We start from the raw sequence: 26,985 nt of genomic DNA, 5'->3' as shown, positions 1-26,985 counted from the left end.
GGTGCTTAATATGCCTGGAAAACCTCCAGAATCCATAACGCCGCCGTTTCAAGACCCTGATCGCATCAGGCCCGGCGAGCCCGAACCAATCGCGAACCTCAAACCTATTCCACTGGCCGGTCAGCAGCTCTGTTCCTGCCGTTGTGGTTGGTTTGGCCCAATGTCTCAGCGCCAGGGGGGCGCATGTCCTGCCTGCACATCAACCAAGGCTCAAAAGCCGAGCAAGGCGTCGGTTCATATCTATGAGGCGATGGTCGGCCTGCTTTGTGCAAAGCAGGACCAGGCGGAGCGCACAAAGGGCGAGTGTCTGTCGCTGCGCTCAATGGTGGATCAATCGGTCAGCAACTGCCGCGCGCTACAGGATGTCCATACCCCACTGATGGAGAAGGCGGCCGCCCTCGACGCGGCAATGCAGCTGATTGGCTTTGCTCCAGATGCGGAGCCCGGCGAGTTGCCCGCTGCAGTGCAATCAATCATGGCTGACCAGCTGCGTTATGCACTGCATCGCGACGTGCTTCGGCTCGACCCGGCGGCCTGGGACAGCATTCAGGACTTCCCGCAACAAAAGGTGTCTGCTGCTGAGTACGACCACGCGACCGATCGTCATATCTCGCGCTGGCGACAAATCCAGCAGCATCAGCAGCGGCTTGAGGCGCTTCGCCAGGAGGAAGCTCGTCAGGCCGAGTTGGCAGAGAGTTTGGGCAATCAGGTGGATGCCGCTACTTAGGTCGAGTAATCACGAGCCAAGGAATTACACCGAAACGGGTCACCGTTTCGGACATTTCGCGTCCAGGAAGGGCGCGTAAACGCAAAGGAGTGCAATGATGGCGAATCCAATCGTTCCATGGATGGGCGGTAAACGGCGACTTTCCAAGCGCCTGCTGGCGCTTTTCCCTGATCACGAATGCTATGTGGAAGTGTTTGCCGGCGGCGCCGCGCTTTACTTCAAGCGCGACCAGCCTGCCCGAGTGGAGGTCCTAAACGACCTCAATGGCGACCTGGTGAACCTATACCGTGTCGTTCAGCACCATCTCGAGGAGTTCGTACGCCAGTTCAAATGGGCACTCAGCTCGCGGCAGATCTTTGAGTGGCAAAAAATGGCGGTGCCGCAAACCCTGACGGATATCCAGAGGGCTGCACGGTTCTTCTATCTTCAGCACCATGCTTTCGGCGCCAAGGCAACCGGACAAACCTTCGGTACAGCTACCACCGGCCGACCCATCAACTTGTTGCGGATCGAGGAGAACCTGTCAGAAGCCTGGCAACGCCTTTCTGGGACGTACGTCGAAAATCTTCCATGGCTCAAGTGTGCGGAGAAATATGACCGACCCCACACGTTCCACTATATGGACCCTCCGTATTGGAAGACCCAGGGCTATGGGGAGGACTTCGGCTTTGAGGAGTACGAGCGAATGGCCGACTTCATGCGGAAGTGCCAGGGCAAGGTGATGATCAGCATCAACGATCATCCAGACGTGCGCCGTGTGTTCGATGGGTTCCGTCTGGAGATGATGGATATCCGCTACAGCACCGCGAATCCAAGGCAGGGGAAAGCTGCGGTCACCGGTGAGCTGGCAATTATGAACTGGTAGATAGGTCGCCTGGGTTGAGTCCTGCTGTTGCCAACACCGCGACCCGCGACCAAGGACTGTTCACGCGACGGCCTGCCAGGGATATATCGGATTGACGCGGATCTGATAGTGGATTGTAAACAGCAGTACCCACCTAAGAGGTGGGTACCGGTGGCGGCTTAGCCTTTCAGTTCCTTAAGGATTAAACCGGCAAACTACCTGTATGACTGGTGTAGAACGTTATGCCATTTCCATCAGGGTCGGTTAATTGGAAGAAATTGTGTCCGAATAATTGATCCTGAGAAATTTCGCCTACGTCTAAACCGCGGCCGACCAAGGTTGATCTGTATTGTTCGAGGTCGCCCTTGGACGAGCCTGCAATCATCAAGTCCAACTGCTCATTGAAGAAGGCGCTTCGCTGGCCCAGGTGGCTCGAACTGATCTTGAAAGGCAGTTCCTCGTGCTTGCTGAAAATCAAGATGTGGGTCCCGCCTCGCAATTCGATAATCGCCACGTCTGGATATTTTGCGAACGGTCGCAGGCCGAGCTTCGTGTAGAACTCGTAGCTGTGATCTATGTTCTCGACTTTGAGAACGAAGTGTCCGATTGCTGCTGCGGGTAAGGTGCTGTTCATTTTTTAGGCTCTAAATACGGTCAATAACGAGTTTGAGTTACGCACTCTTATCCGTGAGTTTTTTTCTGTAGCGACATGGCTTTTGCGATGGTCACCAATAGAGCTTGCCTTCGTTGGGACCTGTCGCCTCGCTCAATGCGGTGTTGAGTCAGCCCTACTCCGAAGGATGAGCAACGCTGATTTGGTACACTCAACCTATCGATGGAACCATCACCTGACGCTAACAGAATAATCCGTCTGGTTAGACGGATAAAAAGAGGCTAGCACGTGACTCGTAAGAAAACAATAGACCCAGATCTCGTTTTAGATGCTGCAAAATCTGTCGTTATTGAGACGGGCGTCCAGCGATTTACGCTTGAGGCGGTCGCGAAACACGCCGGAATAAGCAAAGGCGGTCTGCTTTATATTTTTCCCACCAAGGACCAATTGATTCTCGCGATGCTTGACAGAGAGGTGAGCCGGTTCGGTACCGAAGTGTTGCAGAACGCAAAAAAACACTCGGAAGATCTGCATCCGACTTTGCTTGGCTACATAGACACGGCAAGGAGCGAGGACGTATCAATCGCAAACAAAGCTGCGAATTTGATGGCGGCCTTAATTCACGCCCCAGCAATGCTCGAGCCGGCGCGCTTGTTCTACTTCAAAATGCTTGGGCAATTTGATGCGCCTTCGAGCGCGGGGCGTCGCGGCCGTCTTGCCTATCTAGCCGTCGAAGGGGCGTTTTTTCTGAGGGCTCTGGGGCTGAAGGAAATGACAGAAAAGGAGTGGCTCGAAATTCTGGCAGACGCCCAGGAAATGTACCTTGAGGCAAGGACCCTAACGAAAAGCCCGCAGTGAGCTTATAAGAGTGTCAGGCCTACGTCTGGACTGTTGGGCGCTATCTTTTTCACGTTCTTCGGCTTGAAGGGAAAGGTAGGGGGATGTTCTAAGCCTTTGTTTTCTAATTATTTTATTCGGTGACAAACGGCGCAATGCACAAGTACTGCGGCCTACACGCCTATTCCACGTTTAATACACATTATACCCACAGAGTTATCCACAGGTAGTGCGTTGCCATACCTCTCAAAACGCATTATCTTGTATCTCAATAGCGAAAAATATCTATATGTGGGGTTTTCCTGGAAAACAGTTTCCAGACCATTTTGTTTCGAATTGACGAACAAAACGGATTAACTGAGGGAGGGGGAGTGTATGGAGAAGGTGAAATTGCAGCCTTTTTTAAGGACGAAAAAAAGCCCGGTGATGGCCGGGCTTTTTTTGCGCAATGCGCATCAACCGAAGATCGAGGCCATCGCCGCGTCTAAGCGGGAATTCTCTTCTTCAGTAGGTTCAGCGAACATGGAGTCGCATGGGGCTTGGATTTCTACCGATCCTTCGGCAATTTTCTTCAGCCACTCAGCAACGCGCGGGTCGCTTGCCGCCGCTTGATTAAGCGGTACGGATGCGCTGGTGATTCCTGGTGTGTACATAACCATCCCCTTGTCTAGAAAAGCTTCACTTAGCTTGTCTGCGTTACGGTTGTTTTGCTGATTTCCAACGCCGGTGTCGAGCTCCAAAAATGAAACTGTTCCACCGCTGTAATAATCTCTCGCTTTGGCGCTATCAATTGCACGCTTGCCGCATTTGTTAGCGAACCAACAAACTGCTGCTGGATGGGAACCCGTACCGGCAAAGCTTACGACAGGCTTAGCTTTGCTTGGCAGGGAAATATCCTGCCCATAAGCTTCCACAAATGAGCCAGATCCCATTTTGGCTACAAGCAATGAAATGCCTTTAGCCGACGGTCTCGCGAGCGGTATGCCTGCTTGCGAGGCGCGAATATAGTCTTTCCAAAGCTGGATCACTCCTGCGTTGCCAGCAAAAACGAACGCGTGATCCTTGGATATTTCAATTTTGTCAAAGCCAGTGTCATCTACGTAGATGACCCCAAAATCAGTCAATATGGACCATCGTGAATCACTCGTGATGAGTAGCTTTGATTGGTCATAGACGTTTGTTGTCATCCAGTAATCCCTTACTCTGGCTTCGATAGGGTCGCGAGAATATCAGCGACGCTATCGTTTAGCTATCACTGAGACTACAGCTCGTCGAAAAAAGTCACCAAAAACGTATCTTTTTCGACCAGATTCGCAATTTGCACCTCGCGACCTCTTTCGTGACTGTAGAGGATCCTGACAGAAACTCAATGCCTCCCGAATGAATAATTTGTGTCGTTCCTCTCGTACGTATGAGTCTAAGAGAAGGCGGATGGTTCCGCCTGAATCAAAGCTGAACCTGATTGAGTTCTTTGTAGCAAGTGCCTCAGAGCTCGTACAGGCGTGCCTTTAGGCCTCTATGGGTACGATCAATTCAGCATGGTTGTTCTTCACATTTCCCACTGCCGTATCGACCTTGAACCATTCGAAGGCCTCGGCCGGTTCGCCCTGGTGCAGCACCATATGCTCGGCGCGTTCCTTGGGCGTGGCCGGGTCCAACCATTCCCTGGCCAGGTCCGGCGCCAGCACCACGGGCCGCCGGTCGTGGATGTCCACCATTCCGCCGGCGCTGTCGGCGGTGATGATCACGAAACCGTCATGCTCACCGGGGCCTTCGCCGGCATCGGGCAGGTGGCCTATGGCGGCACACAGCACCGGCGCGCCATCCCGCCGGCGTACCAGGTAGGGCTGCTTCTTCGTCCCGCCTTCGTCCACCCACTCAAACCAGTTATCGATGGGCGTGATTGCCCGGTGTGGCCAGATCGCGCGGAAGAACGGTCCGTGGGCCACCTTCTCGACGCGGGCATTAATAGGCGCTACGCGGTCCTTGGCCCAATCGCCCTGCAGGTGGAGCAGGGCGACTTGGGTTGTCGGGGCGACGTTGTAGCGCTCGAGCGGTGTTTCACCGACGGAGTTCGCCAAGGCATTGTGCATGCTCAGCGCTGCAACGAAGTGCAACGAAGTCGTGAATGCCGCTGTACTGAGAAAGTCTTCCGCACATAATCGTCTCAGCTCGTCGGCCCCAATGAACCGCCAGCAATGGCCAGACTCTACTCGATAGACACTAGACGCGAAAATTTGTTATGCCGATCAACGTCGAACAGATCAACCCAATGGAGGCGTGGTTCCCCAAGGGCAACGATCTTGGCTTCATCTCAGCCACACAGGAGGAGAGCTACTAATCACCCCTCGCCTGGTTGAAGATATGAATGGGCGCGGCGCCCTTCAATATCCAGGCGTTCCGTGCTTGATGTCAAAATCGGGTGTGGAGCATCTGTCTAAGAACCAGTCGCCCCCCGTAAGTCCTGTACACATCAATGACTCTGAGGGGCAGCTCTTATTGTTTAAAAATCACAGGCTAACTTCTTTCAGCAATGCCTCGGCAGCTAGCTTTCCAAGGTTATTGGAAGCAAGGGGGCTATCGCCTGTAAGCAGTTTTCTGTCTTGAAAACACTGTCCAGTAATGCCTTTGTTTAGGATCTCCACGCCGAGTTTTTGCAAGCTTTCGCCAACTAGCCAAGGTAAGGGACCGGGCATATAGCCGATCTCAAGATTTGCTCCTTTATCCAGAGAGTCCGGAAATACGCAAATTTTGTAGCCCTTGAAAAGATAATCTTCTGTTTTTTCATCGACTGCTGCGGAGAGCAGTGAGGCGGGACCATGACACAACGTAATAATGAATTTGTCGTTGTCCATGGCCCATTGAAGTACTTTTTTTACTTCCTTGCTGTGTGGGATTCCAGCCAGAGCGCCGTGGCCGCCGGGAATGAATACAGCGATATATGGGGAGTTTTCTTCGAGACCTTTTGCCAAAATATCCGAGAGCTTTTGTGGTGATTTGAGTTCAGTCAGATATTTCTCGTAGATACTCCTGACGGCTTCGTCTTCACCCGGCATGGCCCACATTTCAAGTTTTACCGGATTGCCGGAAATGGTTGCGACATCGAATTCGAAACCAGCCATGTCGAGGTGGTACATAGGTAACAACATTTCAACCGGGTGATTACCTGTTGAAAACATCGTACCGTTCTGCATCAGGACATACCGTTCGTCGGTAGCGATTACCAAAACTTTCAGCTTTCCTTTGTAAGGATTTGGATAGTTAGCGCCATCGAAGTCGGTCTTTGAAGATGTGTACTGAGTGAGAGAGTAGCTAGAAGGGAAGAATGCGTTCTGCTCTGCCGGATCTGGCGTGGGCTTTTTGCTTGTATCGATACTTTCGGTGTTCATGATTGCTTCCTTTTTTCAGTGGTTGAGGTATCAATGCTTGGGACCCGGATGGGAATTCAGCCCTCAATCAAAACCATATGCGCGCGGGGTAAAATAAGACATGAGGGATTTCCCCTATATGCCTCTGTTCCATACCCATGGATCATAAAAAAAATTCTGGAGGAGCGATGACAGACTTCGCGAAAACCCTGTTCGAAAGCGTAGCACAGGCAAGGAGAGCCCCTGACGCAAAGGCTGTCTGTCAGTGCGTAATCGACTTTTCTGCGAAGTTGGGCTTCGATCGCGTCATTATTTGCGGAATATCGCCAAGGCCGACCGTAGAAAAACTTATCGAGGAGTTGTTCTTCGTGCATGGAGAATGGATTGAGGGGTGCAGTGCAGATGAGCGGGATGCTTACCTCCTGCACTGTCCAATAACCAAGCATATCCTTGAGACGGAAGAGCCATTTTTCTGGTCGAAAAGTCCTTCGCGCAATTCAGACAAAATGACCTATCGCATAGTTAGGGGCGTTCGCGATTTGGGGCGGGTCAACGGGATACAAGTGCCGATCTTTGGTAGGGCAGGTCTGGAAGGTGCTTTTTCGTTCGCCGCTGAGGATATTGACCTGAGTCACGGGGTGAAGTTTAGCGCTCAAGCGTTCTGCAGCATTGCATTTTTGGAGCTAAAACGGCATCGCGGCCCCGGAACGTATAGTGAGATCCAGTCGCTCACCAAGCGTGAGCTCGAGGTATTGCAATGGATTGCACTGGGTAAAAGTCAAGCGCATATAGCAACGATTATGATGATTTCCGAGCGAACAGTGGAAAACCATTTGCGTGCCGCTCGGCACCGTCTAGGCGCATCCTCTACCGCACATGCTGTTGCCCAAGCAATGAAACTGGGGGACATCGAAATTTGAATTGTTAATGACAAAAGTCATAGTCACGCCAGGCTTTCAAACGAACACACAGTTCACGTTTAAATTGCAGGCGATCTAATTAGTATGTGGGCACAGTGTGCGACACCTTTCGTGCCATTTGATTTGCATGGTTTGAATGCAGTTTCTAGTTCATAAAATACATAAAGCCAACCAAGGAGATGTTGATATGAGCAGTCCTATATGCCTTTCCCGCAGAGAGGTACTTGTGACAGCAGGTATCGGCCTTGCTGCAGCGGCGTCACCCCTTCTTGCACAGACCTCGCACGGGGGAACAACTTATGGACGCTCCACGGGAGGCTTATTCCTTCCAAACTTGTCAGCCGGAACGCCGCTAACTTCGGAGAGTATTCGCCAGAAGGCTTTTTCGATGCCGATTCACGCGCCGGCATACGCGCAACCGCCAAGCTGGTTTCTCGACCGGCCCTCGCTAACGATCAGCTATCGAACGGATATCGAGCTCGCACGGGCAATCGTGCCAGAGCCACTTGTCGTAAAGGACGCAATCGTCAGTCTTTCTTTTCTTTCGATGGTTGCGCCAGGAATTGGTGACTATTATGAATTTGCCCAAGGCATCTCGTGCTTCTTGGGTGAGGAAGCGGTTAGCTTCCGTCCTTTGATGGTGGCTGAGAACGTCACCGCAATCATGCTTGGCCGAGAAGTCTGGGGTTTACCGAAGAAGTTCGGACACCCACGTGTTGGTCAGAACAACGAGTCGTATGTCGGAACTCTTGAATACGACGGTGCGCTGGTGGCCCGTGCGAGCATGGCTTACAAATTCAAGGAGGCAGATTTAGCCGAGGCGACGAAGTCAATGCGGGTGCCGGGCGTCGTGCTCAAAATCATTCCAGACGTTGATGGGAAAACGCCACGCATCGCCGAACTGGTTAGGTTCGAGTATTCGACAGTTGATCTCAAAGAGGCTTGGACGGGGGCTGCGAGCTTGGATCTATTCAATCACGAAGCTATACCGATCGCAGCACTACCGATCCTTGAGATCGTTTCTGTACGTCATACGCTCGGCAACTATCTTCTTGAGCCCGGCAAGGTGGTTCACGACTATCTCAAGTAGGTACAGCTAGGACTGTCTAAAACTACCTCAAGCTACCGCGCTTTCATTGACCAAACCCGCAGTTAAATGACGGTAGAGTTTTAGACAGTTGATCTCCGAAAGCCACGAGTAACGTGGCCTATGCACTTCTGCAGCCCATACTGCTGCAATATCGCGGTTTCCACTGCCGGCCGAGCTATCAGCGCTATTCAATCTGAAAAAACGCGTTTATCGCTTTCCACCAAGTTAAGAGAGCGCCAATAACTGTCCCCGTAACTGCGAAGAGTGACACTATCCAATGGCGCTTGATTGAATCGAGGATATAGGCGGGGTGGAGCCCGTTCACATCAAGCCAACTTGCTTCAGTTTTTAGCTTTTTGCGGTGGACGAGCTCAAAGATGCAGCTGAAAATTTCCAGCTTCCTAAGCGTGGATTGTTGCATCTTCAGGTGATCTCCGGATTCAAAAGCTTTCGGCTCGTCATCGCCGCTCAACGCGCCTTTATCACCAATGTTGTTCATCTCGACGAGACTAAAAATCCTTCCCGGTCTGCCGCTTTTCGAGGTGTGGGAGGCGTAATTATCTCCGTAAAGGGTCCAAAGCAACCTGGAGAGATCTACTTTCTGACCATCTCGGACGACAAATGGAACACCGTCCAACGCCCTGTGGCGATGTTCAAGGGCCGAGAATCCGAAATGATCATCTCTCATGTTCCAGTGAACGAAACGACAATCAGGATGCTCATTTAAGAAGCCGAAGAACCCGTCCAGCATTATTTTTTCGAGGCGATTGATATTGGACGGGATTGCGGTAAAGCATCCATCGAGCTCCGCTGATTTGAGAATCGACCACGATTTCGTTTGGCCGTTGTGTAGGTTGCGGATAGCAATCAATACCACTTTGACCGAGCCGGTCGCAGCGTTTTTTTCGAATGACTCGCAAGCATAGTGGATAAAGTAGACTCGGCTAGAGTCCTGATATAAATCCTCAACAGTCTTCCTGCCAGTGGCTCTCGCCCTGATCCGAGCAGCTACCGAATCCATCCTGTCACACCTCTGTATGATGCTGTCATTAAGCTGGCATAACCGAGCCAAAACTACCCATTCAGGCACAAAAAAGGCACTTGCGATAAACGCTAAGTGCCTGATTTGTATAGCTTATTTGGTGGAGCCGGGGGGATTTGAACCCCCGTCCGCCAGTACTCCGCTGTCGGTACTACATGCGTAGCCGTTTCTATTAAGTTAACCCTCAGCGACCCGAAGGGCAGGGTGCTTTGGGCGAGTTGTGTAAGTTTTAGCCGCTTCGTCCACAACGTACTGCACGGCGATTCTGTTCTATATGACAATCACTTTGGGTTTACAGACATCCCCTGATGATTGCTGGACCCGAAGGTACCAGGAGGGAAGGGCTAAGGCTGCTTACGCAGCGAGAGCGTATTCCCCGTAGGTTTCGTCATTGGCAACTATAAGAAGTTGCAACAGTGGATTTACGAGTTCTGTTACCAACTCGGCATGCACCTAAAGTTTCGCAACCGGCGTCGAATCCTAAACGGCCCCGTGCTTGTAACTCGTTGTTTCTTAGTGAGTGACAAGCCTGTGCAGTGTACGTCAATCGGTCACAGAAGGCCAACCCGAAGGTTGGCCTGAGCAATCAGCGAGTTACTGATTGCCGCCTTTGTCCGTGTCTTGCAGGCTTTGCAGGGCCTTGGAGGTGATCTCGATGCATTTCTTGTCATCGCCTGCCGCATGGGCTGCCTTGGCTTGGGAAACGGCGGTGTCGATTTCGCCAGATTTGCCGCTGGTGTCGGTGGCGAGCAACGCTTTACCGTTGTTGATTTTGTCCAGGTTGATTTGGCACAGATCGTCTTTTGTTCCGGCCGCAAACGCGGGGGACGCCAGCATCGCAGCGGTAATGAACAAACCAGCAAGAGCGGAACGCTTCATGGGTATCTCCTTGTGCAAATAGGGCTCGATGCTGCCGGTTTTCCGTGCAGCCAGCGAGGTCACTGATGAGCCTCGTTTGTCGAGGCCTATGCAGATGACTACACCGGCGCGCAGGGGTTCTGTTTTGTCGCTGGATTAGTCGAAAAACCCCGAAATCATTAGGTTTTGCACCCAAAGAGGGCGGCCCTAGTGGGCGCGCGCCTGGGTTACTCGATCCACCAGGTACACCAGGCCGTGGTAATCAATTCCACCGTGTTGTGTCAGGCCAATCTCACACGTACGGCTGGTGGAAATGCCCTCGCTGCAATACTGCACGGCGTCCTTCAGGCTGCGCAGTGAGTGCGCGTTCAGCTCTGGCGTGGTAAAGCCTTTGTCGCCGGCAAACCCGCAGCAATGAATGCCTTCAGGGATCACCACGTTTTTGCTGCAACGCCTGGCCAAGTCGATCAGCGCCTGGCTCTCTCCCAGGTGTTGGGTGCTGCAGGTGACGTGCACGGCGATCGGGGCTTCCTGGGGGGTGAAGTCGAGGCGGTCCATCAGGTGCGTGCGGATAAAGCGTACCGGGTCGTAGAGGTCGAGACGGGTTTCGGCCAGGTCCTGGACCAGGCGCAGGGTGCACGGGCTGGTGTCGCAGTAGATCGGGTCGAGGCCGCCACGGCTGGCGTGGAGCAGGGCGCCGATCAGTTCCTGGCGTTTGTGTTCGGCTTGTTCGGCGTAGCCCTTGGATGCGAATGGTTGGCCGCAGCAGAGGTTGTCCTGATTGTCGGGGAAGACTACCTGGTAACCGGCTTTTTCCAGCAGGCCGCGGGTTTTGTCGTACAGCGACATCTGTTCTTTGTCGCCGGCTGCCGGACCCATCGCACGTGATACGCAGGCGGCGAGGTACACCACGCGGGGGCGCTCATCGCTCACGGCGGGGCTGAAGCGAATGGCCTTTTCCGGTTGCGGCATGGCGTTGGTCCACTGGGGGATTTGCCCCTTGGACAGCCGGGTTACCGTGGCCGAGAGCTTCGCCAGTCGCGGAGCGCCCAGCAGCATGCGCGCACCGTTGGCCACGTGCAGGGTGAAGCGCGCACCTTGCAGTGCCGTGGCGAAGTGCGTCGACAGCCATTCGGCGGTTTTCGTACGGTCGGCGTCGCGGCTGCGCAGCTTTTTCACCAGGTCGCCGGTATTGATGCCTACCGGGCAGCGTTGGGCGCAAAGCCCGGTGGCCGCGCAGGTGTCGATGCCCTGGTATTGATAGGCCGCTTCCAGTTCAGTGGTGTCGATACCGGCGCGTTTCCTGGCCTGGATATCACGCCAGATCACAATGCGCTGGCGCGGGCTCAGGGTCAGTCCTTTCGACGGGCAAACTGGTTCGCAGAAACCGCACTCGATGCACTTATCCACAAGCTCGTCGGCGGCGGGCAGTGGCTTGAGGTGCTTGAGGTGGATTTGCGGGTCTTCGCTGAGCACCACGTCCGGGTTGAGAATGCCATTGGGGTCAAGCAGGCGCTTGAGCTGCCACATCAATTGGTAGGCATCGCTGCCCCATTCCAGTTCGACAAAGGGCGCCATGTTGCGACCGGTACCGTGCTCGGCCTTCAGCGAGCCGCCAAACTCCACGGCCACCAACTGGGCGACGTCGTCCATGAACGCCTGGTAGCGTGCGACTTCTTGCGCGCTGTTGAAGCCTTGGGTGAACACAAAGTGCAGATTGCCTTCCAGGGCGTGTCCGAAAAGGATCGCTTCGTCGTAGTGATGTTTGTCGAACAGCTCGATCAGGCGATTAACGCCAATGGCCAGTTGTTCCACCGGGAAGGTCACGTCTTCGATAATCACGGTGGTGCCGGTTTTACGCACGGCGCCTACGGCGGGGAAGGTGTCTTTGCGGATCGCCCACAGCCGGGCGTTTTCCACCGGGTCTTCAGTGAAGTCGACTTGTTTCTCCACCGGGAAGCTGGCCAGGGAAGCCATGATCAGCGCCAGTTGCTCATGCAGCAGCGAGGGCGAGGCGGCGCGGGATTCGATCAGCAGGGCGCAGGCATTTTCCGATAGCTGCTGTACGAAAGCCGGCATGCCGGGTTTGTCCTGCACCGAACGCATGCTGCGGCGGTCCAGCAGTTCAACCGCTGAAACAGGTTGGGTTTTGAGTACGGTCACCGCGTTGCAGCAGGTTTCCACATCCGGGAACACGATCAGGGCCGAGGCTTTGTTCGGGTGGTCGATCACCGTGTCGTAGGTCACTGCGCTGATAAAGCCCAGGGTGCCTTCGGAGCCGACCAGCAAATGGCTGAGGATATCCAGTGGCTCGTCGAAATCCACCAGGGCGTTGAGTGACAACCCGGTGGTATTTTTCAGACGGTATTTGTGGCGGATTTTTGCAGCCAATTCGGCGTTGGCCCGGGTTTCGCGACCCAGGGTTGCCAGGCGTTCAAGCAGGTCGCCGTGACGTTGGCGAAAGGCCGCAACACTGGCCGGATCTTCCGTGTCCAGGCGGCTGCCGTCGGCCAGCACCAAGCGAATGCCCGCCAGGGTGTGATAGGTATTCTGCGCCGTGCCGCAGCACATGCCGCTGGCATTGTTGGCGACGATGCCGCCAATCTTGCAGGCATTGATCGACGCCGGATCCGGACCGATCTTGCGCCCGAATGGCGCCAGCCAGGCGTTGGCTTGCGCCCCGATCACGCCGGGCTGCAAGCGGATTTGTGTGCCCTGGCCGCGAATCTCGCGCCCGTTCCAATTGTCCCCCAGCACGATCAGTACCGAGTCGCTGATGGCCTGTCCCGAAAGGCTGGTGCCCGCCGCACGAAAGGTCACCGGCACGCGGTCGCGCTGGGCCAGTTGCAGCAGGGCCACCACTTCATCTTCCGATTCAACCCGGATTACCAGTTGTGGGATCAGTCGGTAAAAGCTGGCGTCGGTGCCGAAGGCGAGGGTGGAAAGTGGATCGTCGAAACGACGATCTTTCGGGATCAGTTGTGCGGCGTCGCTCAGAAAAGCAGCAGGCAGGCTCATCGGTCCTCCAGAAATAGCAGACGCCGGAATCGCTGCCCGGCGTCGGTTCTTACCCTATCGCGTGCAGGTCTTAGTGCACCAGCATACCGGTGAACCAGTAAGCCTGGGCCAAGGTGATCAGCCCGACGATCGTCGCGAAAAACAGGCTGTGCTTGAGGGTAAAGCGGAACAGGTCGGATTCCTTGCCCACCAGGCCAGTGGCGGCGCATGCCACGGCGATCGACTGCGGCGAGATCATCTTGCCGGTCACGCCGCCGCTGGTATTCGCCGCTACCAGCAAGGTGTCGTTGACGCCGATCTGGTGCGCGGTAGTGGCTTGCAGCGAGCTGAACAGCGCGTTGGACGAGGTGTCGGAGCCGGTCAGAAACACTCCGAGCCAGCCAAGGAATGGCGAGAAGAACGGGAATGCTGCGCCGGTAGCCGCCAGCACCAGGGCCATGGTTGATGACATGCCCGAATAGTTGGTGACGAAGGCAAAGGCCAGCACCATGCCGATGGAAAGGATCGGCCAGCGCAGCTCATAAAAGGTTTCTTTCAAGGTGGTCAGACCAGTTTTGAAATCGATCTTCAGCACCAGCATCGAAACCAAGGCGGAGAAGAAAATCGCCGTGCCGGTTGCCGAAATCGGATCAAGCTTGAATACCGCGGGGATGGCCGTTGGCGTAGCAACGATGGGCGCAACCTTGATCACCAGTTGATCCAGGTGCGGGATCGCAAAGTTGAATACCGAGCTGTACATCGCGCCGCCGGCGGCAAACATCGCCTTGAACGGCTTGAGGGTCCAGATGGTGACCAGCACGGTCAGGATCAGGAACGGCGACCAGGCCTTGAAAATTTCCCCCAGGCTGTAAGGCGAAGCCAGGGTGTTGCGAGGCAGGCCAAAGCCACCGGCGCTGGCAGTGACGGCAGTGCCGGACGTTGCGCCAACGATTTGCGCGCCGGCACTGCGCTTGGGCTGCCAGACTTTCAGGAACAGGGTCAGGGAAATCAGGCTGGCCAGGGCCGAGGTGATGTCCGGCAGTTCCGGGCCGATGTAGTTCGAGGTGAAGAACTGGGTAACGGCGAAGCTCAGGCCTGCAACCAGTGCGGCTGGCCAGGTTTCCTTGACGCCGCGCAGGCCGTCCATCATGAACACCAGCCAGAACGGCACGAACAGCGACAGCAGCGGCAGCTGGCGACCGGCCATGGCGCCGATCTTGAACGCGTCGATCCCGGTCACTTGCCCGGCCACGATGATCGGAATCCCCAGTGCGCCGAACGCAACCGGGGCGGTGTTGGCAATCAGGCACAGGCCGGCGGCGTACAGCGGGTTGAAACCCAGGCCTACCAGCAGTGCGGCGGTAATCGCCACCGGTGCGCCGAAACCGGCGGCGCCTTCCAGGAACGCGCCGAAGCAGAAGCCGATCAGCAGCACTTGCAGGCGCTGGTCGTCGGTAATCGACAGCACGGAGCTGCGGATGATTTCGAACTGGCCGCTCTTGACCGTCAGTTTGTACAGGAATACGGCGGCGACGATGATCCAGGCGATTGGCCACAGGCCGTAGGCGAAGCCATAACCGGCGGCGGCGAGCGCCATGTCGACCGGCATCTGGAAGGCAAAGATCGCCACCAGGATCGACAGTGCCAGGGTGATGCTGCCCGCAACGTGGCCTTTGAGGCGAAACACCGCCAGGGCCAGGAAGAAAAATACGATGGGAATGACGGCGGCCAGTGCGGACAGGCCGAGGCTGCCGAGCGGGCTGTAGAGCTGTTGCCAGGTTTGCATATGGGGTGGCCCCTAATTGTTGTTGGTCAGGCACTGCTTGGATGATTTGGATAATTGGTATTACCAATTTACAATCACCGTTGGCTAGGTTAAAAGCCTTCTGGGGGATGTGTCAATTTGCCGCTTGTGAATCTTTGGTCGTAGGTCGGGGTTGATGGGTGCTGATTGGCTTAAACGAGGGCGTTCTGATAGGTGCCGGATACGCGGCGATAGGCCAGAATAGGGGCCCCGGCGAGTGGTCGGGATGGTGGAGAGTGAGTTATGGGGTTTGATCAGGTGCGTCAGCGCCGTTTGTCTGACGACATCGTCGAGCAGCTTGAGGGCATGATCCTTGAGGGCACGCTGAAGTCGGGCGAGCGCTTGCCGGCCGAGCGCGCACTGGCCGAGCAGTTCGGGGTGTCGCGTCCGTCGTTGCGTGAGGCGATCCAGAAGCTGGTGGCAAAAGGTTTGCTGATCAGTCGCCAAGGTGGTGGCAATTATGTGGTGGAGTCGCTGGGTTCAACCTTCAGTGATCCGCTGCTGCATCTGCTGGAAAATAATCCGGAGGCTCAGCGTGATCTTCTGGAGTTTCGTCAGACCCTGGAGGCCTCGTGCGCGTATTACGCAGCGTTGCGTGCCACTGAGGTGGACCGCGAGCGGCTAACGGCAGCGTTCGAGGAGTTGCAGGATTGCTACACGCGGTCGGATGAAGTGAGCCGGGCGGAAGAGGGCGCGGCGGATGCGAGGTTTCACCTGGCCATCGCCGAGGCCAGCCACAACGCGGTATTGCTGCACACCATTCGCGGCCTGTTCGACCTGCTCAAGCGTAATGTGGTGACCAATATTGGCGGCATGTACCAGCAGCGTACGGAGACCCGCGACATGCTGATCAATCAGCATCGGGACCTGTACCTGGCGATTATCGAGGGGCGCGCCGAGCAGGCACGGGAAGTCTCAACACGTCACCTGCTGTATGTGCAGGAAGTGCTGGAGGAAGTGCGGCAGGAGGTTCAGCGCATGGCCCGGGCGGAACGGCGCAAAGGGATGTAGCAAATGCTGTGGATGAGGGAGCGGGCTCCGTCATCCACATCAAGTCACAAGAAAGTCAGTCTTCCTTGCCCTTGTTGCGCACGGCACGCTGCAATTCCCGGTTGGAATCGCGCTCGCGCTCGGTATCACGCTTGTCGTATTCCTTCTTGCCCTTGCCCAGTGCGATCTCGCACTTGACCAGGTGCTTGCTCCAGTACCACGACAGGCAGACACAGGCGTAGCCCTTTTGCTGCACGGCGGCGTGGAGCTTTTCAAGCTCGCGGGCATTGAGCAACAGCTTGCGCGTGCGCACCGGGTCGGCGATCACGTGGGTGCTGGCGGTCATCAGCGGCGTGATATGACTGCCGAGCAGCCATGCCTCGCCGTCTTTGAGCAGCACATAACTGTCGACCAGCTGCAGCTTGCTGGCACGCAGACTTTTTACTTCCCAGCCGGCCAGGACCAGACCAGCCTCGAAACGATGTTCGATGAAGTAATCGTGTCGCGCCTTTTTATTTTGCGCGATGGTCCCTGTTGGGTGTTTCTTTTGTTTAGCCATAGGGGCGGCATTATAGGGAGTTGCGAGCGCGTCGGCTACGGTCAACCTGCGTGCTTGAGCGTGTTGAATGAATCCCGGACAATGCAGGCTGGTTTTTGATTTTTTTCTTTCGCGAATCCTGTTGTCCTTTCGCGATGTTTGCCGCTCAGCTGTGGAAATAACGCTCACATGACGACGCATATTCAACGTTCGGCCCTGCTGCCTTATCCGGCACAGGCGCTCTATGACCTGGTCAACGACGTGGCGCGTTACCCGGAGTTCCTGCCTTGGTGTTCGACTGCCGAGGTGTTGGAGAGCAGTGATGAGCACATGGTTGCCAGCGTGGGGGTGGCAAAGGGCGGCTTGAGCCAGCACTTTGTCACGCGCAACACGCTGGTGCCCGGGCAGTCCATCGAGATGAATCTCGAAGAAGGTCCGTTCACTCAGTTGCACGGTGTGTGGGTGTTCAAGGCGTTGAACGAGAAAGCCTGCAAGATCAGCCTGGACCTGTCGTTCGACTATGCCGGCCCTATCGTGCGTGCCACCCTGGGGCCACTGTTCAATCAGGCGGCCAATACTCTGGTGGACGCGTTTTGCCAGCGCGCCAAGCAAATGCATGGCTGAGCCATTGGTTGAAATCGAGGTGGTGTACGCCGCGGTGGATCGCCAGGTGTTGATGAGCCTGGCAGTAGCGCCGGGCTCAACCCTCAGGGCTGCAGCGTTGGGCTCGGGGATGGCTGCGCAATTTCCGGAGCTGAATCTGCAGGATTGCCCCTTGGGGATTTTCGGCAAGGTGGTGGCAGACGCTGACGTGCGTGTGGTGCAGGCTGGAGACCGAATCGAGATCTATCGGCCATTGCTCGCAGATCCGATGGAGATACGTCGCTTGCGTGCGGCCAAGGCTGCCAAGGCAAAGCAGCAGAATTCATAGCTTGCGAAACAGCAGGCAACAAAAAGCCCGGCATGCCGGGCTTTTTATCGAGCGCTGCAAACTTATTGCGGGCTGGCATCCAGGGGTTCTGGAGTCGGCACCGGAACGGTTTGTACGCCGTCGACGCCCTTCTGGATCTCGTCCAGCAAGGAGCCGGGCTTGGCCGGTACCTCGGACTTGGGCTTCTCCTCGTTCTGCGCGGGCGCAGGAGCGGTGGTGCCGTTGTCCTTGCCCAGCAAGGCTTCATCGCGGCTTACGCCCGGTTTGAAGTCCCCCGACAGGCTGACGAGCTGGTCATTGCCATTGAAGATGACACTGACCCGCTCCTGCTGGCGTTCACCGCCACCAGGTTGGATGCTATAGAGATAATCCCAGCGATCGGCATGGAATGTGTCGGTCAGCAGGGGATTGCCCATGATAAACCGTACTTGCCGTCGGGTCATTCCCGGGCGTAACTGGTCTATCATGTCCTGCGTGACGACATTGCCCTGCTGGATGTCGATTTTGTAAACCCCGGGGAATGAACAACCGGCGAGTGCGAGCAGTCCCACAAAGGTGAAACTGGTTAGCAAGAGCTTGGTGTTTTGCATCGGTGGGCGACTTCCACTATCTTGGCTGGGACAACGTAAACGCCGATCATACCCGTATTAAGAGAAGCTGCGAAGCAGCATCCGCGAGAAAGCTAACCATGGTTGAAAATAGCGAACTACGCAAAGCCGGTCTTAAAGTGACTCTGCCACGAGTCAAGATTCTACAAATGCTCGATTCTGCTGAGCAGCGCCACATGAGTGCCGAGGATGTATACAAGGCGCTGATGGAGTCTAACGAGGACGTCGGCCTGGCCACGGTTTACCGTGTTCTGACCCAGTTTGAAGCAGCAGGACTGGTGGTTCGTCATAATTTCGACGGCGGTCATGCAGTGTTCGAACTGGCCGACGGCGGTCATCACGACCACATGGTTGACCTGGATACCAATGAGGTTATCGAGTTCACCAGTCCGGAAATCGAGAAGCTCCAGCACATGATCGCTGAGCAGCATGGATTCGATTTGGTGGACCACAATCTGGTTCTCTACATACGTAAGAAAAAGTAAGAAAGCTACGCAGATTCGCTCTGCGAAACGATCGAAGGCGACCCTAGGGTCGCCTTCGTGCTTTCTATAGAAAGAAAATACTCAGTAAGCCAGGCTTCAGGCCTTCGCGGTTACCACCATTTTCTTCGCGTGAGCCAAGGACTCCTTGGTCAAGTCGATGCCGCCGAGCATCCGCGCCACTTCTTCTACCCGTTCGGTCTTGTTCAGCTTGGACACGGCGGTATGGGTCGCATCGCTGCCTCGCACCTTGTGCACGAACAAGTGCTGATGCCCTTGGGCAGCTACTTGTGGCAAGTGGGTAACGGTCAGTACCTGGCCGCGATCGCCCAGCCGGCGCAGCAACTGGCCCACGATCTCGGCAGTCGGGCCGCCGATCCCTACGTCCACTTCATCGAATACCAGTGTTGGCACGCGAGAGGTCTGGGCGGTGATCACCTGAATCGCCAGGCTGATCCGCGACAGCTCGCCGCCGGAAGCTACCTTTGCCAGTGCCTTGAGTGGCTGGCCCGGGTTCGCGCTGACCAGCAGTTCTACCTGTTCAAGGCCGTTGGGCAGCAGTTCATTGCTGGTGTTAGTGTGCAACTCGATGGTGAAGCGCCCGCCGGGCATGCCCAGGCGCTGGATTTCCTGCTCCACCGCGCTGGCCAGGCCGGTCGCTGCCTGATGGCGCAGGTCGCTGAGTTCTCGGGCTTTCTCGTGATAATGGCGAGCAAAGGACGCCAGCTCTTCACCCAGTCGCTCGATGGATTCGTCGTTGGCGTTCAGGGTTTCAATTTCATCCAGCAGCTTTTGCTGCATGGTTGCGACTTCGGTCGGCTGGATCCGGTGTTTGCGCGCCAGGGTGTAGATGGTGTCCAGGCGCTCTTCTATATCCTGCAGGCGGGCTGGGTCGGCATCGAAGTGATCGAGGAAACGGTTCAGTTCGCCCACGGCTTCTTCTACCTGGATTTGCGCGCTGGTCAGCAAGGTGGTGGCTTCGTTCAGCGAGCCTGATGCGTTATTCACGCTGGACAGTCGGTTCAGGCTGGCAGTCAGGGCGTTGAGCACATTGCCGGAATCACTTTCGCTGCACTGCTCCACCACTTGCCGGCAGATACCCAGCAGGGTTTCGGCGTTGGTCAGGTTCTTGTGTTCCTGTTCCAGTTGCTCCAGTTCCGTCTCGCCGAGCCCCAGGCTTTCCAGTTCTTCCAGTTGGTAGCTGAGTAACTGGTGACGGGCGCGCTGCTCGTCGCCGGAGTTGGAGAGGCGCTCCAGCTCCTGGCGGGTCTGGCGCCAGCGTTGCGCGGCCAGTTGCACTTGGCGCGCAAGGTCCGTGGCGCCGGCGTACTCGTCGAGGAGTCGGCGATGGGTGTCGGTTTTCAGCAGGGACTGGTGTTCATGCTGGCTGTGGATATCGATCAGCAGTTCGCCGAGGGCTTTCAGGTCGCCGAGCGGGCAGGGCGTGCCATTTATATAGCCGCGGGAGCGCCCTTCGGCCGTGATCACCCGGCGCAGGATGCACGGGCCTTCATTGTTAAGGTCGCGCTCGGCAAGCCAGGCCTCGGCTTCCGGGATATCGGCCAGGTCAAAGGTGGCGAGGATGTCGGCCTTGTCGGCGCCCGGGCGTACCACCCCGCTGTCGGCGCGATCACCCAGGGTCAGGCCCAGGGCGTCGAGCATGATCGACTTGCCGGCGCCGGTTTCGCCTGTGATTACGCTCATCCCGCGATCCAGTTCAAGATCCAGATGTTCAACGATGGCGTAGTTATGTACGGACAGGTGCACCAGCATGACGGCCGCTCCCAGGCTTTAGGTCTGGTTATTTATACAGTGTTTTGTTTGGAGGTGACAATCCTGATGCTTAGTCCGATTTGCTTGAATAAATCGCTTTTTAAGCGCAACAGGGAATGATTGATAAGAATTGATCCAGGACAAGTGAAAGACTTTTGGTAACGCCTCAACCCTTGAACCTGAAAATTGTGGCCCCATATACCGGAACAGAAGCGCGAGTCGAGTTCGCGCATGATTTTGAAAGGAGAAATCTATGGCTGACGAACAGACGCAGGATACGCAAAATCCAGACGCCAACCAGGCCGCAGGTGAAGACCTGGCCGCTCGTGTGCAAGTGCTCGAAGAGCAATTGGCAGGCGCACAGGATCAATCGTTGCGTGTTGCCGCCGATCTGCAGAACGTCCGCCGCCGCGCCGAGCAGGATGTAGAAAAAGCTCACAAATTCGCCCTGGAAAAATTTGCCGGTGATCTGTTGCCGATCATCGACAGCCTGGAGCGTGGCCTTGAGCTGTCCAACCCGGACGACGAAAACATCCGCCCAATGCGCGAAGGGATCGAACTGACCCTGAAAATGTTCCAGGACACCCTGAAGCGTTATCAGCTGGAAGCCATCGATCCGCAAGGCGGCGAGCCGTTCAATGCCGAGCATCACCAGGCAATGGCGATGCAGGAAAACGCTGATCTTGAGCCGAACAGCGTATTGAAGGTGTTCCAGAAGGGTTACCAGCTCAATGGTCGCTTGCTGCGCCCGGCAATGGTTGTGGTGAGCAAGGCTCCTGCACCGGTTGCACCTTCTATTGATGAGCAGGCTTGAAATAAGTCGTAACGGCCCCATCTATAAGTCAAGCGTTTAAGTACTGCCGCAGTTAGCCACCACTGCTGCGGCAAAAAAATCTAAGTTTCGGGAGAGTAAATCATGGGCAAAATTATCGGTATCGACCTGGGGACTACCAACTCCTGCGTCTCCGTGCTGGAAAACGGCGTATCCAAAGTTATTGAAAACGCCGAAGGCGCACGCACTACTCCGTCCATCGTGGCTTATGCCAACGACGGCGAAATCCTGGTGGGCCAGTCCGCCAAGCGTCAAGCTGTGACCAATCCGCATAACACCCTGTACGCGGTGAAGCGTCTGATCGGTCGTAAGTTCGACGAAGAAGTCGTACAGAAAGACATCAAGATGGTCCCGTACAAAATCGCCAAGGCTGACAACGGTGACGCCTGGGTTGAAGTGAACGGCCAGAAAATGTCGCCGCCACAAATCTCGGCTGAAATCTTGAAAAAGATGAAGAAAACCGCCGAAGACTACCTCGGTGAAGCCGTGACTGAAGCGGTGATCACCGTTCCGGCCTACTTCAACGACAGCCAGCGCCAGGCGACCAAAGACGCCGGCCGTATTGCTGGCCTGGACGTGAAACGTATCATCAACGAACCAACCGCAGCCGCTCTGGCCTACGGTATGGACAAGGCCAAGGGCGACCACACTGTGATCGTTTACGACCTGGGTGGCGGTACCTTCGACGTTTCCGTAATCGAAATCGCTGAAGTCGATGGCGAGCACCAGTTCGAAGTGTTGGCCACCAACGGTGACACGTTCCTGGGCGGTGAAGACTTTGACATTCGTCTGATCGACTACCTCGTTGACGAATTCAAGAAAGAAAGCGGCATGAACCTCAAGGGTGACCCGCTGGCCATGCAGCGCCTGAAAGAAGCCGCTGAGAAAGCCAAGATCGAACTGTCTTCGAGCAATTCGACCGACGTGAACCTGCCGTACATCACTGCAGACGCTACCGGTCCTAAGCACTTGAACGTGAAAATCTCCCGCGCCAAGCTGGAAGCGCTGGTAGAAGACCTGGTTCAACGCACCATCGAGCCTTGCCGCATTGCGCTGAAAGACTCGGGTATCGACGTTGGCGCGATCAACGACGTGATCCTGGTGGGCGGTCAGACCCGTATGCCACTGGTTCAGAAGCTGGTGACCGAGTTCTTCGGTAAAGAAGCGCGTAAAGACGTGAACCCGGACGAAGCAGTTGCCATGGGTGCTGCCATCCAGGGCGCGGTATTGGCCGGCGACGTGAAAGACGTTCTGCTGCTGGACGTAAGCCCGCTGACCCTGGGTATCGAAACCATGGGCGGCGTGATGACTGCGCTGATCGAGAAAAACACCACGATTCCTACCAAGAAATCGCAAGTGTTCTCGACTGCCGACGACAACCAGGGCGCCGTGACCATTCACGTGCTGCAAGGTGAGCGTAAGCAAGCCGGTCAGAACAAGTCCCTGGGCAAGTTCGACCTGGCCGAGATTCCACCAGCACCACGTGGCGTGCCACAAATTGAAGTGACCTTCGACATCGACGCCAACGGCATTCTGCACGTAGGCGCCAAAGACAAGGCCACCGGCAAGACTCAGTCGATCGTGATCAAGGCTAACTCGGGTCTGTCCGAGGAAGAAATCCAGCAGATGATCCGTGACGCTGAAGCCAACGCTGACGAGGACCGCAAGTTCGAAGAACTGGCCGCTGCCCGTAACCAGGGTGATGCACTGGTTCACTCGACTCGCAAAATGATCGCTGATGCTGGCGACAAAGTGACTGCCGAAGAGAAAACTGCAATCGAAGCTGCAGTGGTCGCTCTGGAAGCCGCCGTTAAAGGCGACGACAAGGCTGCCATCGAAGCCAAGGTTGAGGAGCTGTCGAAGGTCTCCGCACCAGTCGCTCAGAAAATGTACGCCGAACAAGGCCAGCCGGCTGATGGTGCTGCACACCAGGCAGAACCTGAAGCCAAGCACGACGATGTTGTCGATGCCGAGTTCGAAGAAGTCAAAGACCAGAAGTAACTTGGTCGCCCGGTTGACCGCTCACAAGCGGTGACTGGTAGGATGTCGCCGCGCGGGAGCTTGCTCCCGCGTTGGCGTGTCTGGGGTACGCGAATTTTTACAGCATGCGACAACGCTCGGATGCTGGCGGTGTGATCGGGAATGCTCCTGCTTTCCGGACGACAGTCACCGCGTTTTTGGCCGGTTTCCGGTTGAAAGCAGTAACGACCAGGATCGTTGAATTGACGTGAGTTGGGTCCGGGCCTGTATTGGGGCTCAACGAGTTTGGCAAGGCTCAGGAGGGTTTTGCCGGACGTCCTTAAGAGTGCAAAGACTTATGGCAAAGCGTGACTATTACGAAGTGTTGGGTGTGGAGCGCGGCTCCAGCGAAGCGGACCTGAAAAAGGCTTACCGTCGTCTGGCAATGAAGCACCACCCGGACCGTAATCCGGATAGCAAAGAATCCGAAGAGCTGTTCAAAGAGGCCAATGAGGCCTACGAATGCCTGTGTGATCCGAACAAGCGCGCCGCTTACGATCAGTATGGCCATGCCGGTGTCGACCCAAGCATGGGTGGCGGCGGTGCCGGTTTCGGTGGGCAGAACTTCTCCGATATTTTCGGCGACGTGTTCAGCGACTTCTTTGGCGGCGGCCGCGGTGGCCAGCGTGGCGGTGCCCAGCGTGGCAGCGACCTGCGCTACACCCTAGAGCTGAACCTGGAAGAAGCGGTGCGCGGCACCAGCGTCAATATCCGTGTTCCGACGCTGGTCAACTGCAAGCCGTGCGACGGTTCGGGCGCCAAGAAAGGCTCCTCGCCGATCACTTGCCCGACTTGCGGCGGTATCGGCCAGGTACGCATGCAGCAAGGCTTCTTCTCGGTGCAGCAAACCTGCCCGCGCTGCCACGGCCAGGGCAAGATCATTTCCGATCCGTGCGACTCGTGCCACGGCGAAGGGCGTGTCGAAGAGTACAAGACCCTCTCGGTGAAAGTGCCGGCGGGTGTTGATACCGGCGACCGCATTCGTCTGTCGGGCGAAGGCGAGGCGGGCACTCAGGGCGGCCCGACGGGCGACCTGTACGTGGTGATCAATGTGCGCGAGCACTCGATCTTCCAGCGCGACGGCAAGCATTTGTTCTGTGAAGTGCCGATCAGCTTTGTCGATGCGGCCCTGGGTGGCGAGCTTGAGATTCCGACGCTGGACGGTCGGGTCAAGCTGAAGATCCCTGAGGGTACGCAGACCGGCAAGCAATTCCGTATCCGTGGCAAAGGCGTTGCGCCGGTGCGCGGTGGCGGTGCTGGTGACCTGATGTGCCGTGTGGCGGTAGAGACGCCGGTGAACCTGGGGCGTCGTCAGCGCGAACTGCTGGAAGAGTTCCGCAGCTCCCTGGCCGGCGATGACACTCATTCGCCAAAGACCACCGGCTGGTTCGAAGGCGTGAAGCGCTTCTTCGGCGACCTGTAAGGAAGTGAGTATGCGACGTATCGCGGTGATGGGCGCTGCCGGGCGCATGGGCAAGACCCTGGTCGAGGCCGTGCAGGCGCGCTCGCCGGCCTCCGGGCTGACGGCGGCGATTGTTCGTCCCGGCAGCACCTTGATTGGTGCGGACGCCGGTGAGTTGGCGTCCCTGGGGCGGATCGGCGTTTCGTTGTCCGGCAATCTGGAGCAGGTTGCCGACGAGTTCGACGTGCTGATCGATTTCACCCTGCCGGACGTGATGCTGAAAAACCTGGCGTTCTGCCGCAAGGCGGGCAAGGCCATGGTGATCGGCACAACGGGCCTGAGCGCCGAGCAAAAGCAGCTGCTGGTGGAGGCGGGCAAGGATATTCCAATCGTGTTCGCGGCCAATTTCAGCGTTGGCGTCAATCTGTCGCTGAAGCTGCTCGACATGGCGGCGCGCGTGATGGGTGATGAGGCTGACATCGAGATCATCGAGACTCATCACCGGCACAAGATCGATGCGCCGTCCGGTACGGCATTGCGTATGGGCGAGGCGATTGCCGATGCTCTCGGGCGGGACCTGTCGAAGGTGGCGGTGTACGGTCGCGAAGGTCACACCGGTGCCCGCGCTCACGACACCATCGGTTTTGCCACCGTTCGCGGCGGTGATGTGGTGGGCGATCACACGGTGTTGTTCGCAACCGAGGGTGAGCGTCTTGAGATCACCCACAAGGCCTCGAGCCGCATGACGTTCGCCAAGGGTGCCGTACGTGCGGCGCTGTGGCTGGAGGGTCGTGCGCCGGCCCTGTACGACATGCGCGACGTGCTGGACCTGCATTAAGAAGTAGCTAAAACGGGGTCTCAGGAATATGCTGAGGCCCCGTTTTTACCCGCTAGGCGACGTCCTGTCGCATTCCCCTGCCTTTAAGGCTCATTAGCGGTGGACCAAAAAAGCCTTTTTCTGTAAGCTACAGCTTTAGTGTGTCCACTAAAAGCGCGCAGAATAATTCAGTGAAGAAGCGGGGTGACGTGTCCATACGTCACTCCGCTTTTTTACAACCTGCGATCGCCCTTTCAGGCTTTATTTACGGGAGGTCTTCTTGACTAAGCCAGCCATACTCGCCCTTGCTGATGGCAGCATTTTTCGCGGCGAAGCCATTGGAGCCGACGGTCAGACCGTTGGAGAGGTGGTGTTCAACACCGCCATGACCGGCTATCAGGAAATCCTTACTGATCCTTCCTACGCCCAACAGATCGTTACCCTGACCTATCCGCACATCGGCAACACCGGTACTACACCGGAAGACGCCGAGTCTGATCGTGTCTGGTCGGCTGGCCTGGTCATTCGTGACCTGCCACTGGTAGCGAGCAACTGGCGTAACACGATGTCCCTGTCCGATTACCTGAAAGCCAACAACGTTGTGGCGATCGCCGGTATCGATACGCGTCGCCTGACACGCATCCTGCGTGAAAAAGGCTCGCAGAACGGCTGCATCATGGCCGGTGACAACATCTCCGAAGAAGCAGCGATTGCAGCGGCCCAAGGTTTCGCTGGCCTGAAAGGCATGGATCTGGCGAAAGTCGTCAGCACCAAGGAAACGTACGAGTGGCGCTCCACCGTCTGGGACTTGAAGACCGACAGCCACGCGACCATCGAAGCTTCCGAACTGCCGTACCACGTCGTGGCCTACGACTACGGTATCAAGCACAACATCCTGCGCATGCTGGTCGAGCGCGGTTGCCGCGTGACCGTGGTGCCTGCGCAGACCCCGGCCAACGACGTACTGGCCCTGCAGCCGGACGGCGTGTTCCTGTCCAACGGCCCGGGTGACCCGGAGCCTTGCGACTACGCCATCAAGGCGATCAAGGAAGTGCTGGAAACCGAGATCCCGGTATTCGGCATCTGCCTCGGCCACCAGTTGCTGGCCCTGGCTTCCGGCGCCAAGACCCTGAAAATGGGTCACGGCCACCACGGTGCCAACCACCCGGTGCAAGACCTGGACACTGGCGTCGTGATGATCACCAGCCAGAACCACGGTTTTGCGGTGGATGAAGCGACGCTGCCGGGCAACGTCCGGGCGATTCACAAGTCGCTGTTCGACGGTTCCCTGCAAGGTATCGAGCGCACCGACAAGAGCGCGTTCAGCTTCCAGGGCCACCCTGAAGCAAGCCCGGGCCCGAACGACGTAGCGCCGCTGTTCGACCGTTTCATCAATGAGATGGCCAAGCGACGCTAACTGAGCGGCCTGAGGGCGGCCCGGGAAACCGGCGGCCCCCTCGGGCTCTTCAAAGATTGTTCAAGACGGCTTGCCG

General features: G+C 56.6%; 24 protein-coding genes, 1 other RNA gene and 1 pseudogene. 14 read left to right on the top strand and 12 right to left on the bottom strand.

Going from position 1 to position 26,985, the window contains the following annotated elements; translation table 11 throughout:
• The first annotated feature begins 10 nt into the window (after window positions 1-10).
• The gene (locus HX811_RS19490) at window positions 11-727 is read left to right on the top strand and encodes a hypothetical protein (RefSeq protein ID WP_177046945.1); all 717 of its coding nucleotides are present in this window, start codon (window positions 11-13) and stop codon (window positions 725-727) included.
• Window positions 728-824: 97 nt separating this feature from the next.
• Complete coding sequence (locus HX811_RS19485; RefSeq protein ID WP_177046943.1) at window positions 825-1,592, top strand: DNA adenine methylase; 768 nt, start codon at window positions 825-827, stop codon at window positions 1,590-1,592.
• Between the two features lie 181 nt (window positions 1,593-1,773).
• Here HX811_RS19485 and HX811_RS19480 read toward each other — a convergent pair whose 3' ends face one another.
• Window positions 1,774-2,205: a VOC family protein gene (locus HX811_RS19480; RefSeq protein ID WP_177046941.1), complete on the bottom strand. Its 432-nt coding sequence runs from the start codon at window positions 2,203-2,205 to the stop codon at window positions 1,774-1,776.
• A 267-nt stretch (window positions 2,206-2,472) separates the two neighbouring features.
• Between HX811_RS19480 and HX811_RS19475 the strand changes: the two genes are divergently transcribed.
• Window positions 2,473-3,042 carry a TetR/AcrR family transcriptional regulator gene (locus HX811_RS19475; protein ID WP_177046939.1) on the top strand — a complete coding sequence of 190 codons (570 nt, stop codon included), beginning with the start codon at window positions 2,473-2,475 and terminating at the stop codon, window positions 3,040-3,042.
• Window positions 3,043-3,476: 434 nt separating this feature from the next.
• On the opposite strand, the gene HX811_RS19470 is transcribed toward HX811_RS19475, so the two are convergent.
• From HX811_RS19470 to hchA, 3 genes and pseudogenes are all read right to left on the bottom strand, one after another.
• Entirely contained in the window at window positions 3,477-4,208 is a 732-nt protein-coding gene (locus HX811_RS19470) for a hypothetical protein (RefSeq protein WP_177046937.1), read from the bottom strand.
• Window positions 4,209-4,529: 321 nt separating this feature from the next.
• Window positions 4,530-5,181 (bottom strand): annotated as a pseudogene (locus HX811_RS19465) (SOS response-associated peptidase).
• Between the two features lie 350 nt (window positions 5,182-5,531).
• Entirely contained in the window at window positions 5,532-6,410 is an 879-nt protein-coding gene (gene hchA, locus HX811_RS19460) for a glyoxalase III HchA (RefSeq protein WP_177046935.1), read from the bottom strand.
• A gap of 167 nt (window positions 6,411-6,577) precedes the next feature.
• On the opposite strand from hchA, the gene HX811_RS19455 reads away from it, so the two are divergent.
• Together HX811_RS19455 and HX811_RS19450 are read left to right on the top strand one after the other, a co-directional pair.
• Window positions 6,578-7,309 carry a PA1136 family autoinducer-binding transcriptional regulator gene (locus HX811_RS19455; protein ID WP_177046933.1) on the top strand — a complete coding sequence of 244 codons (732 nt, stop codon included), beginning with the start codon at window positions 6,578-6,580 and terminating at the stop codon, window positions 7,307-7,309.
• A gap of 187 nt (window positions 7,310-7,496) precedes the next feature.
• Window positions 7,497-8,399, top strand: a complete 903-nt coding sequence (locus HX811_RS19450) for an acetoacetate decarboxylase (RefSeq protein WP_177046931.1) — start codon at window positions 7,497-7,499, stop codon at window positions 8,397-8,399.
• A 184-nt stretch (window positions 8,400-8,583) separates the two neighbouring features.
• On the opposite strand, the gene HX811_RS19445 is transcribed toward HX811_RS19450, so the two are convergent.
• From HX811_RS19445 to HX811_RS19425, 5 genes are all read right to left on the bottom strand, one after another.
• The gene (locus HX811_RS19445; RefSeq protein WP_177046929.1) at window positions 8,584-9,420 is read right to left on the bottom strand and encodes a hypothetical protein; all 837 of its coding nucleotides are present in this window, start codon (window positions 9,418-9,420) and stop codon (window positions 8,584-8,586) included.
• Window positions 9,421-9,539: 119 nt separating this feature from the next.
• Window positions 9,540-9,933, bottom strand: a transfer-messenger RNA (tmRNA) gene (ssrA, locus tag HX811_RS19440).
• A gap of 102 nt (window positions 9,934-10,035) precedes the next feature.
• Complete coding sequence (locus tag HX811_RS19435) at window positions 10,036-10,320, bottom strand: hypothetical protein (protein WP_003212250.1); 285 nt, start codon at window positions 10,318-10,320, stop codon at window positions 10,036-10,038.
• 186 nt (window positions 10,321-10,506) lie between these two features.
• A complete protein-coding gene (locus tag HX811_RS19430) occupies window positions 10,507-13,317 on the bottom strand; it encodes an FAD-binding and (Fe-S)-binding domain-containing protein (RefSeq protein WP_177046927.1) in 2,811 nt (936 codons plus the stop codon).
• A gap of 70 nt (window positions 13,318-13,387) precedes the next feature.
• Window positions 13,388-15,082, bottom strand: a complete 1,695-nt coding sequence (locus HX811_RS19425; RefSeq protein WP_003212243.1) for a lactate permease LctP family transporter — start codon at window positions 15,080-15,082, stop codon at window positions 13,388-13,390.
• Window positions 15,083-15,343: 261 nt separating this feature from the next.
• Here HX811_RS19425 and HX811_RS19420 point away from each other — a divergent pair, with 261 nt between their 5' ends.
• Window positions 15,344-16,111, top strand: coding sequence for an FCD domain-containing protein (locus HX811_RS19420; RefSeq protein ID WP_003212240.1), 768 nt, complete (start codon window positions 15,344-15,346; stop codon window positions 16,109-16,111).
• A 55-nt stretch (window positions 16,112-16,166) separates the two neighbouring features.
• Here HX811_RS19420 and smpB read toward each other — a convergent pair whose 3' ends face one another.
• Window positions 16,167-16,649, bottom strand: coding sequence for an SsrA-binding protein SmpB (smpB, locus tag HX811_RS19415; protein WP_003212238.1), 483 nt, complete (start codon window positions 16,647-16,649; stop codon window positions 16,167-16,169).
• Between the two features lie 168 nt (window positions 16,650-16,817).
• On the opposite strand from smpB, the gene HX811_RS19410 reads away from it, so the two are divergent.
• Window positions 16,818-17,252 carry a type II toxin-antitoxin system RatA family toxin gene (locus HX811_RS19410; RefSeq protein WP_003212236.1) on the top strand — a complete coding sequence of 145 codons (435 nt, stop codon included), beginning with the start codon at window positions 16,818-16,820 and terminating at the stop codon, window positions 17,250-17,252.
• Window positions 17,245-17,559, top strand: coding sequence for an RnfH family protein (locus tag HX811_RS19405; RefSeq protein ID WP_003212234.1), 315 nt, complete (start codon window positions 17,245-17,247; stop codon window positions 17,557-17,559). Before HX811_RS19410 ends, HX811_RS19405 begins: the two co-directional genes overlap by 8 nt.
• A gap of 62 nt (window positions 17,560-17,621) precedes the next feature.
• Here the strand turns inward: HX811_RS19405 and HX811_RS19400 are convergent, their stop codons facing one another.
• A complete protein-coding gene (locus tag HX811_RS19400) occupies window positions 17,622-18,149 on the bottom strand; it encodes an outer membrane protein assembly factor BamE (RefSeq protein WP_003212232.1) in 528 nt (175 codons plus the stop codon).
• A gap of 98 nt (window positions 18,150-18,247) precedes the next feature.
• On the opposite strand from HX811_RS19400, the gene fur reads away from it, so the two are divergent.
• Window positions 18,248-18,652 carry a ferric iron uptake transcriptional regulator gene (fur, locus tag HX811_RS19395; protein ID WP_003212228.1) on the top strand — a complete coding sequence of 135 codons (405 nt, stop codon included), beginning with the start codon at window positions 18,248-18,250 and terminating at the stop codon, window positions 18,650-18,652.
• A gap of 96 nt (window positions 18,653-18,748) precedes the next feature.
• Here the strand turns inward: fur and recN are convergent, their stop codons facing one another.
• Entirely contained in the window at window positions 18,749-20,422 is a 1,674-nt protein-coding gene (gene recN / locus HX811_RS19390; protein WP_008436836.1) for a DNA repair protein RecN, read from the bottom strand.
• A gap of 253 nt (window positions 20,423-20,675) precedes the next feature.
• On the opposite strand from recN, the gene grpE reads away from it, so the two are divergent.
• The 5 genes from grpE (at window position 20,676) to carA (ending at window position 26,909) form a co-directional block, all read left to right on the top strand.
• Entirely contained in the window at window positions 20,676-21,236 is a 561-nt protein-coding gene (gene grpE, locus HX811_RS19385) for a nucleotide exchange factor GrpE (RefSeq protein WP_003212224.1), read from the top strand.
• Between the two features lie 102 nt (window positions 21,237-21,338).
• Window positions 21,339-23,255, top strand: coding sequence for a molecular chaperone DnaK (gene dnaK / locus HX811_RS19380; RefSeq protein WP_003212222.1), 1,917 nt, complete (start codon window positions 21,339-21,341; stop codon window positions 23,253-23,255).
• 316 nt (window positions 23,256-23,571) lie between these two features.
• The gene (gene dnaJ, locus HX811_RS19375) at window positions 23,572-24,696 is read left to right on the top strand and encodes a molecular chaperone DnaJ (RefSeq protein WP_003212219.1); all 1,125 of its coding nucleotides are present in this window, start codon (window positions 23,572-23,574) and stop codon (window positions 24,694-24,696) included.
• A 10-nt stretch (window positions 24,697-24,706) separates the two neighbouring features.
• Entirely contained in the window at window positions 24,707-25,513 is an 807-nt protein-coding gene (dapB, locus tag HX811_RS19370) for a 4-hydroxy-tetrahydrodipicolinate reductase (protein WP_003212216.1), read from the top strand.
• Window positions 25,514-25,772: 259 nt separating this feature from the next.
• A complete protein-coding gene (gene carA, locus HX811_RS19365; RefSeq protein WP_177046926.1) occupies window positions 25,773-26,909 on the top strand; it encodes a glutamine-hydrolyzing carbamoyl-phosphate synthase small subunit in 1,137 nt (378 codons plus the stop codon).
• Window positions 26,910-26,985 lie beyond the last annotated feature (76 nt).

Source organism: Pseudomonas sp. F8002, assembly GCF_013385495.1.
Lineage (GTDB): Bacteria > Pseudomonadota > Gammaproteobacteria > Pseudomonadales > Pseudomonadaceae > Aquipseudomonas.
This window is presented reverse-complemented; position numbering and strand designations above follow the sequence as displayed.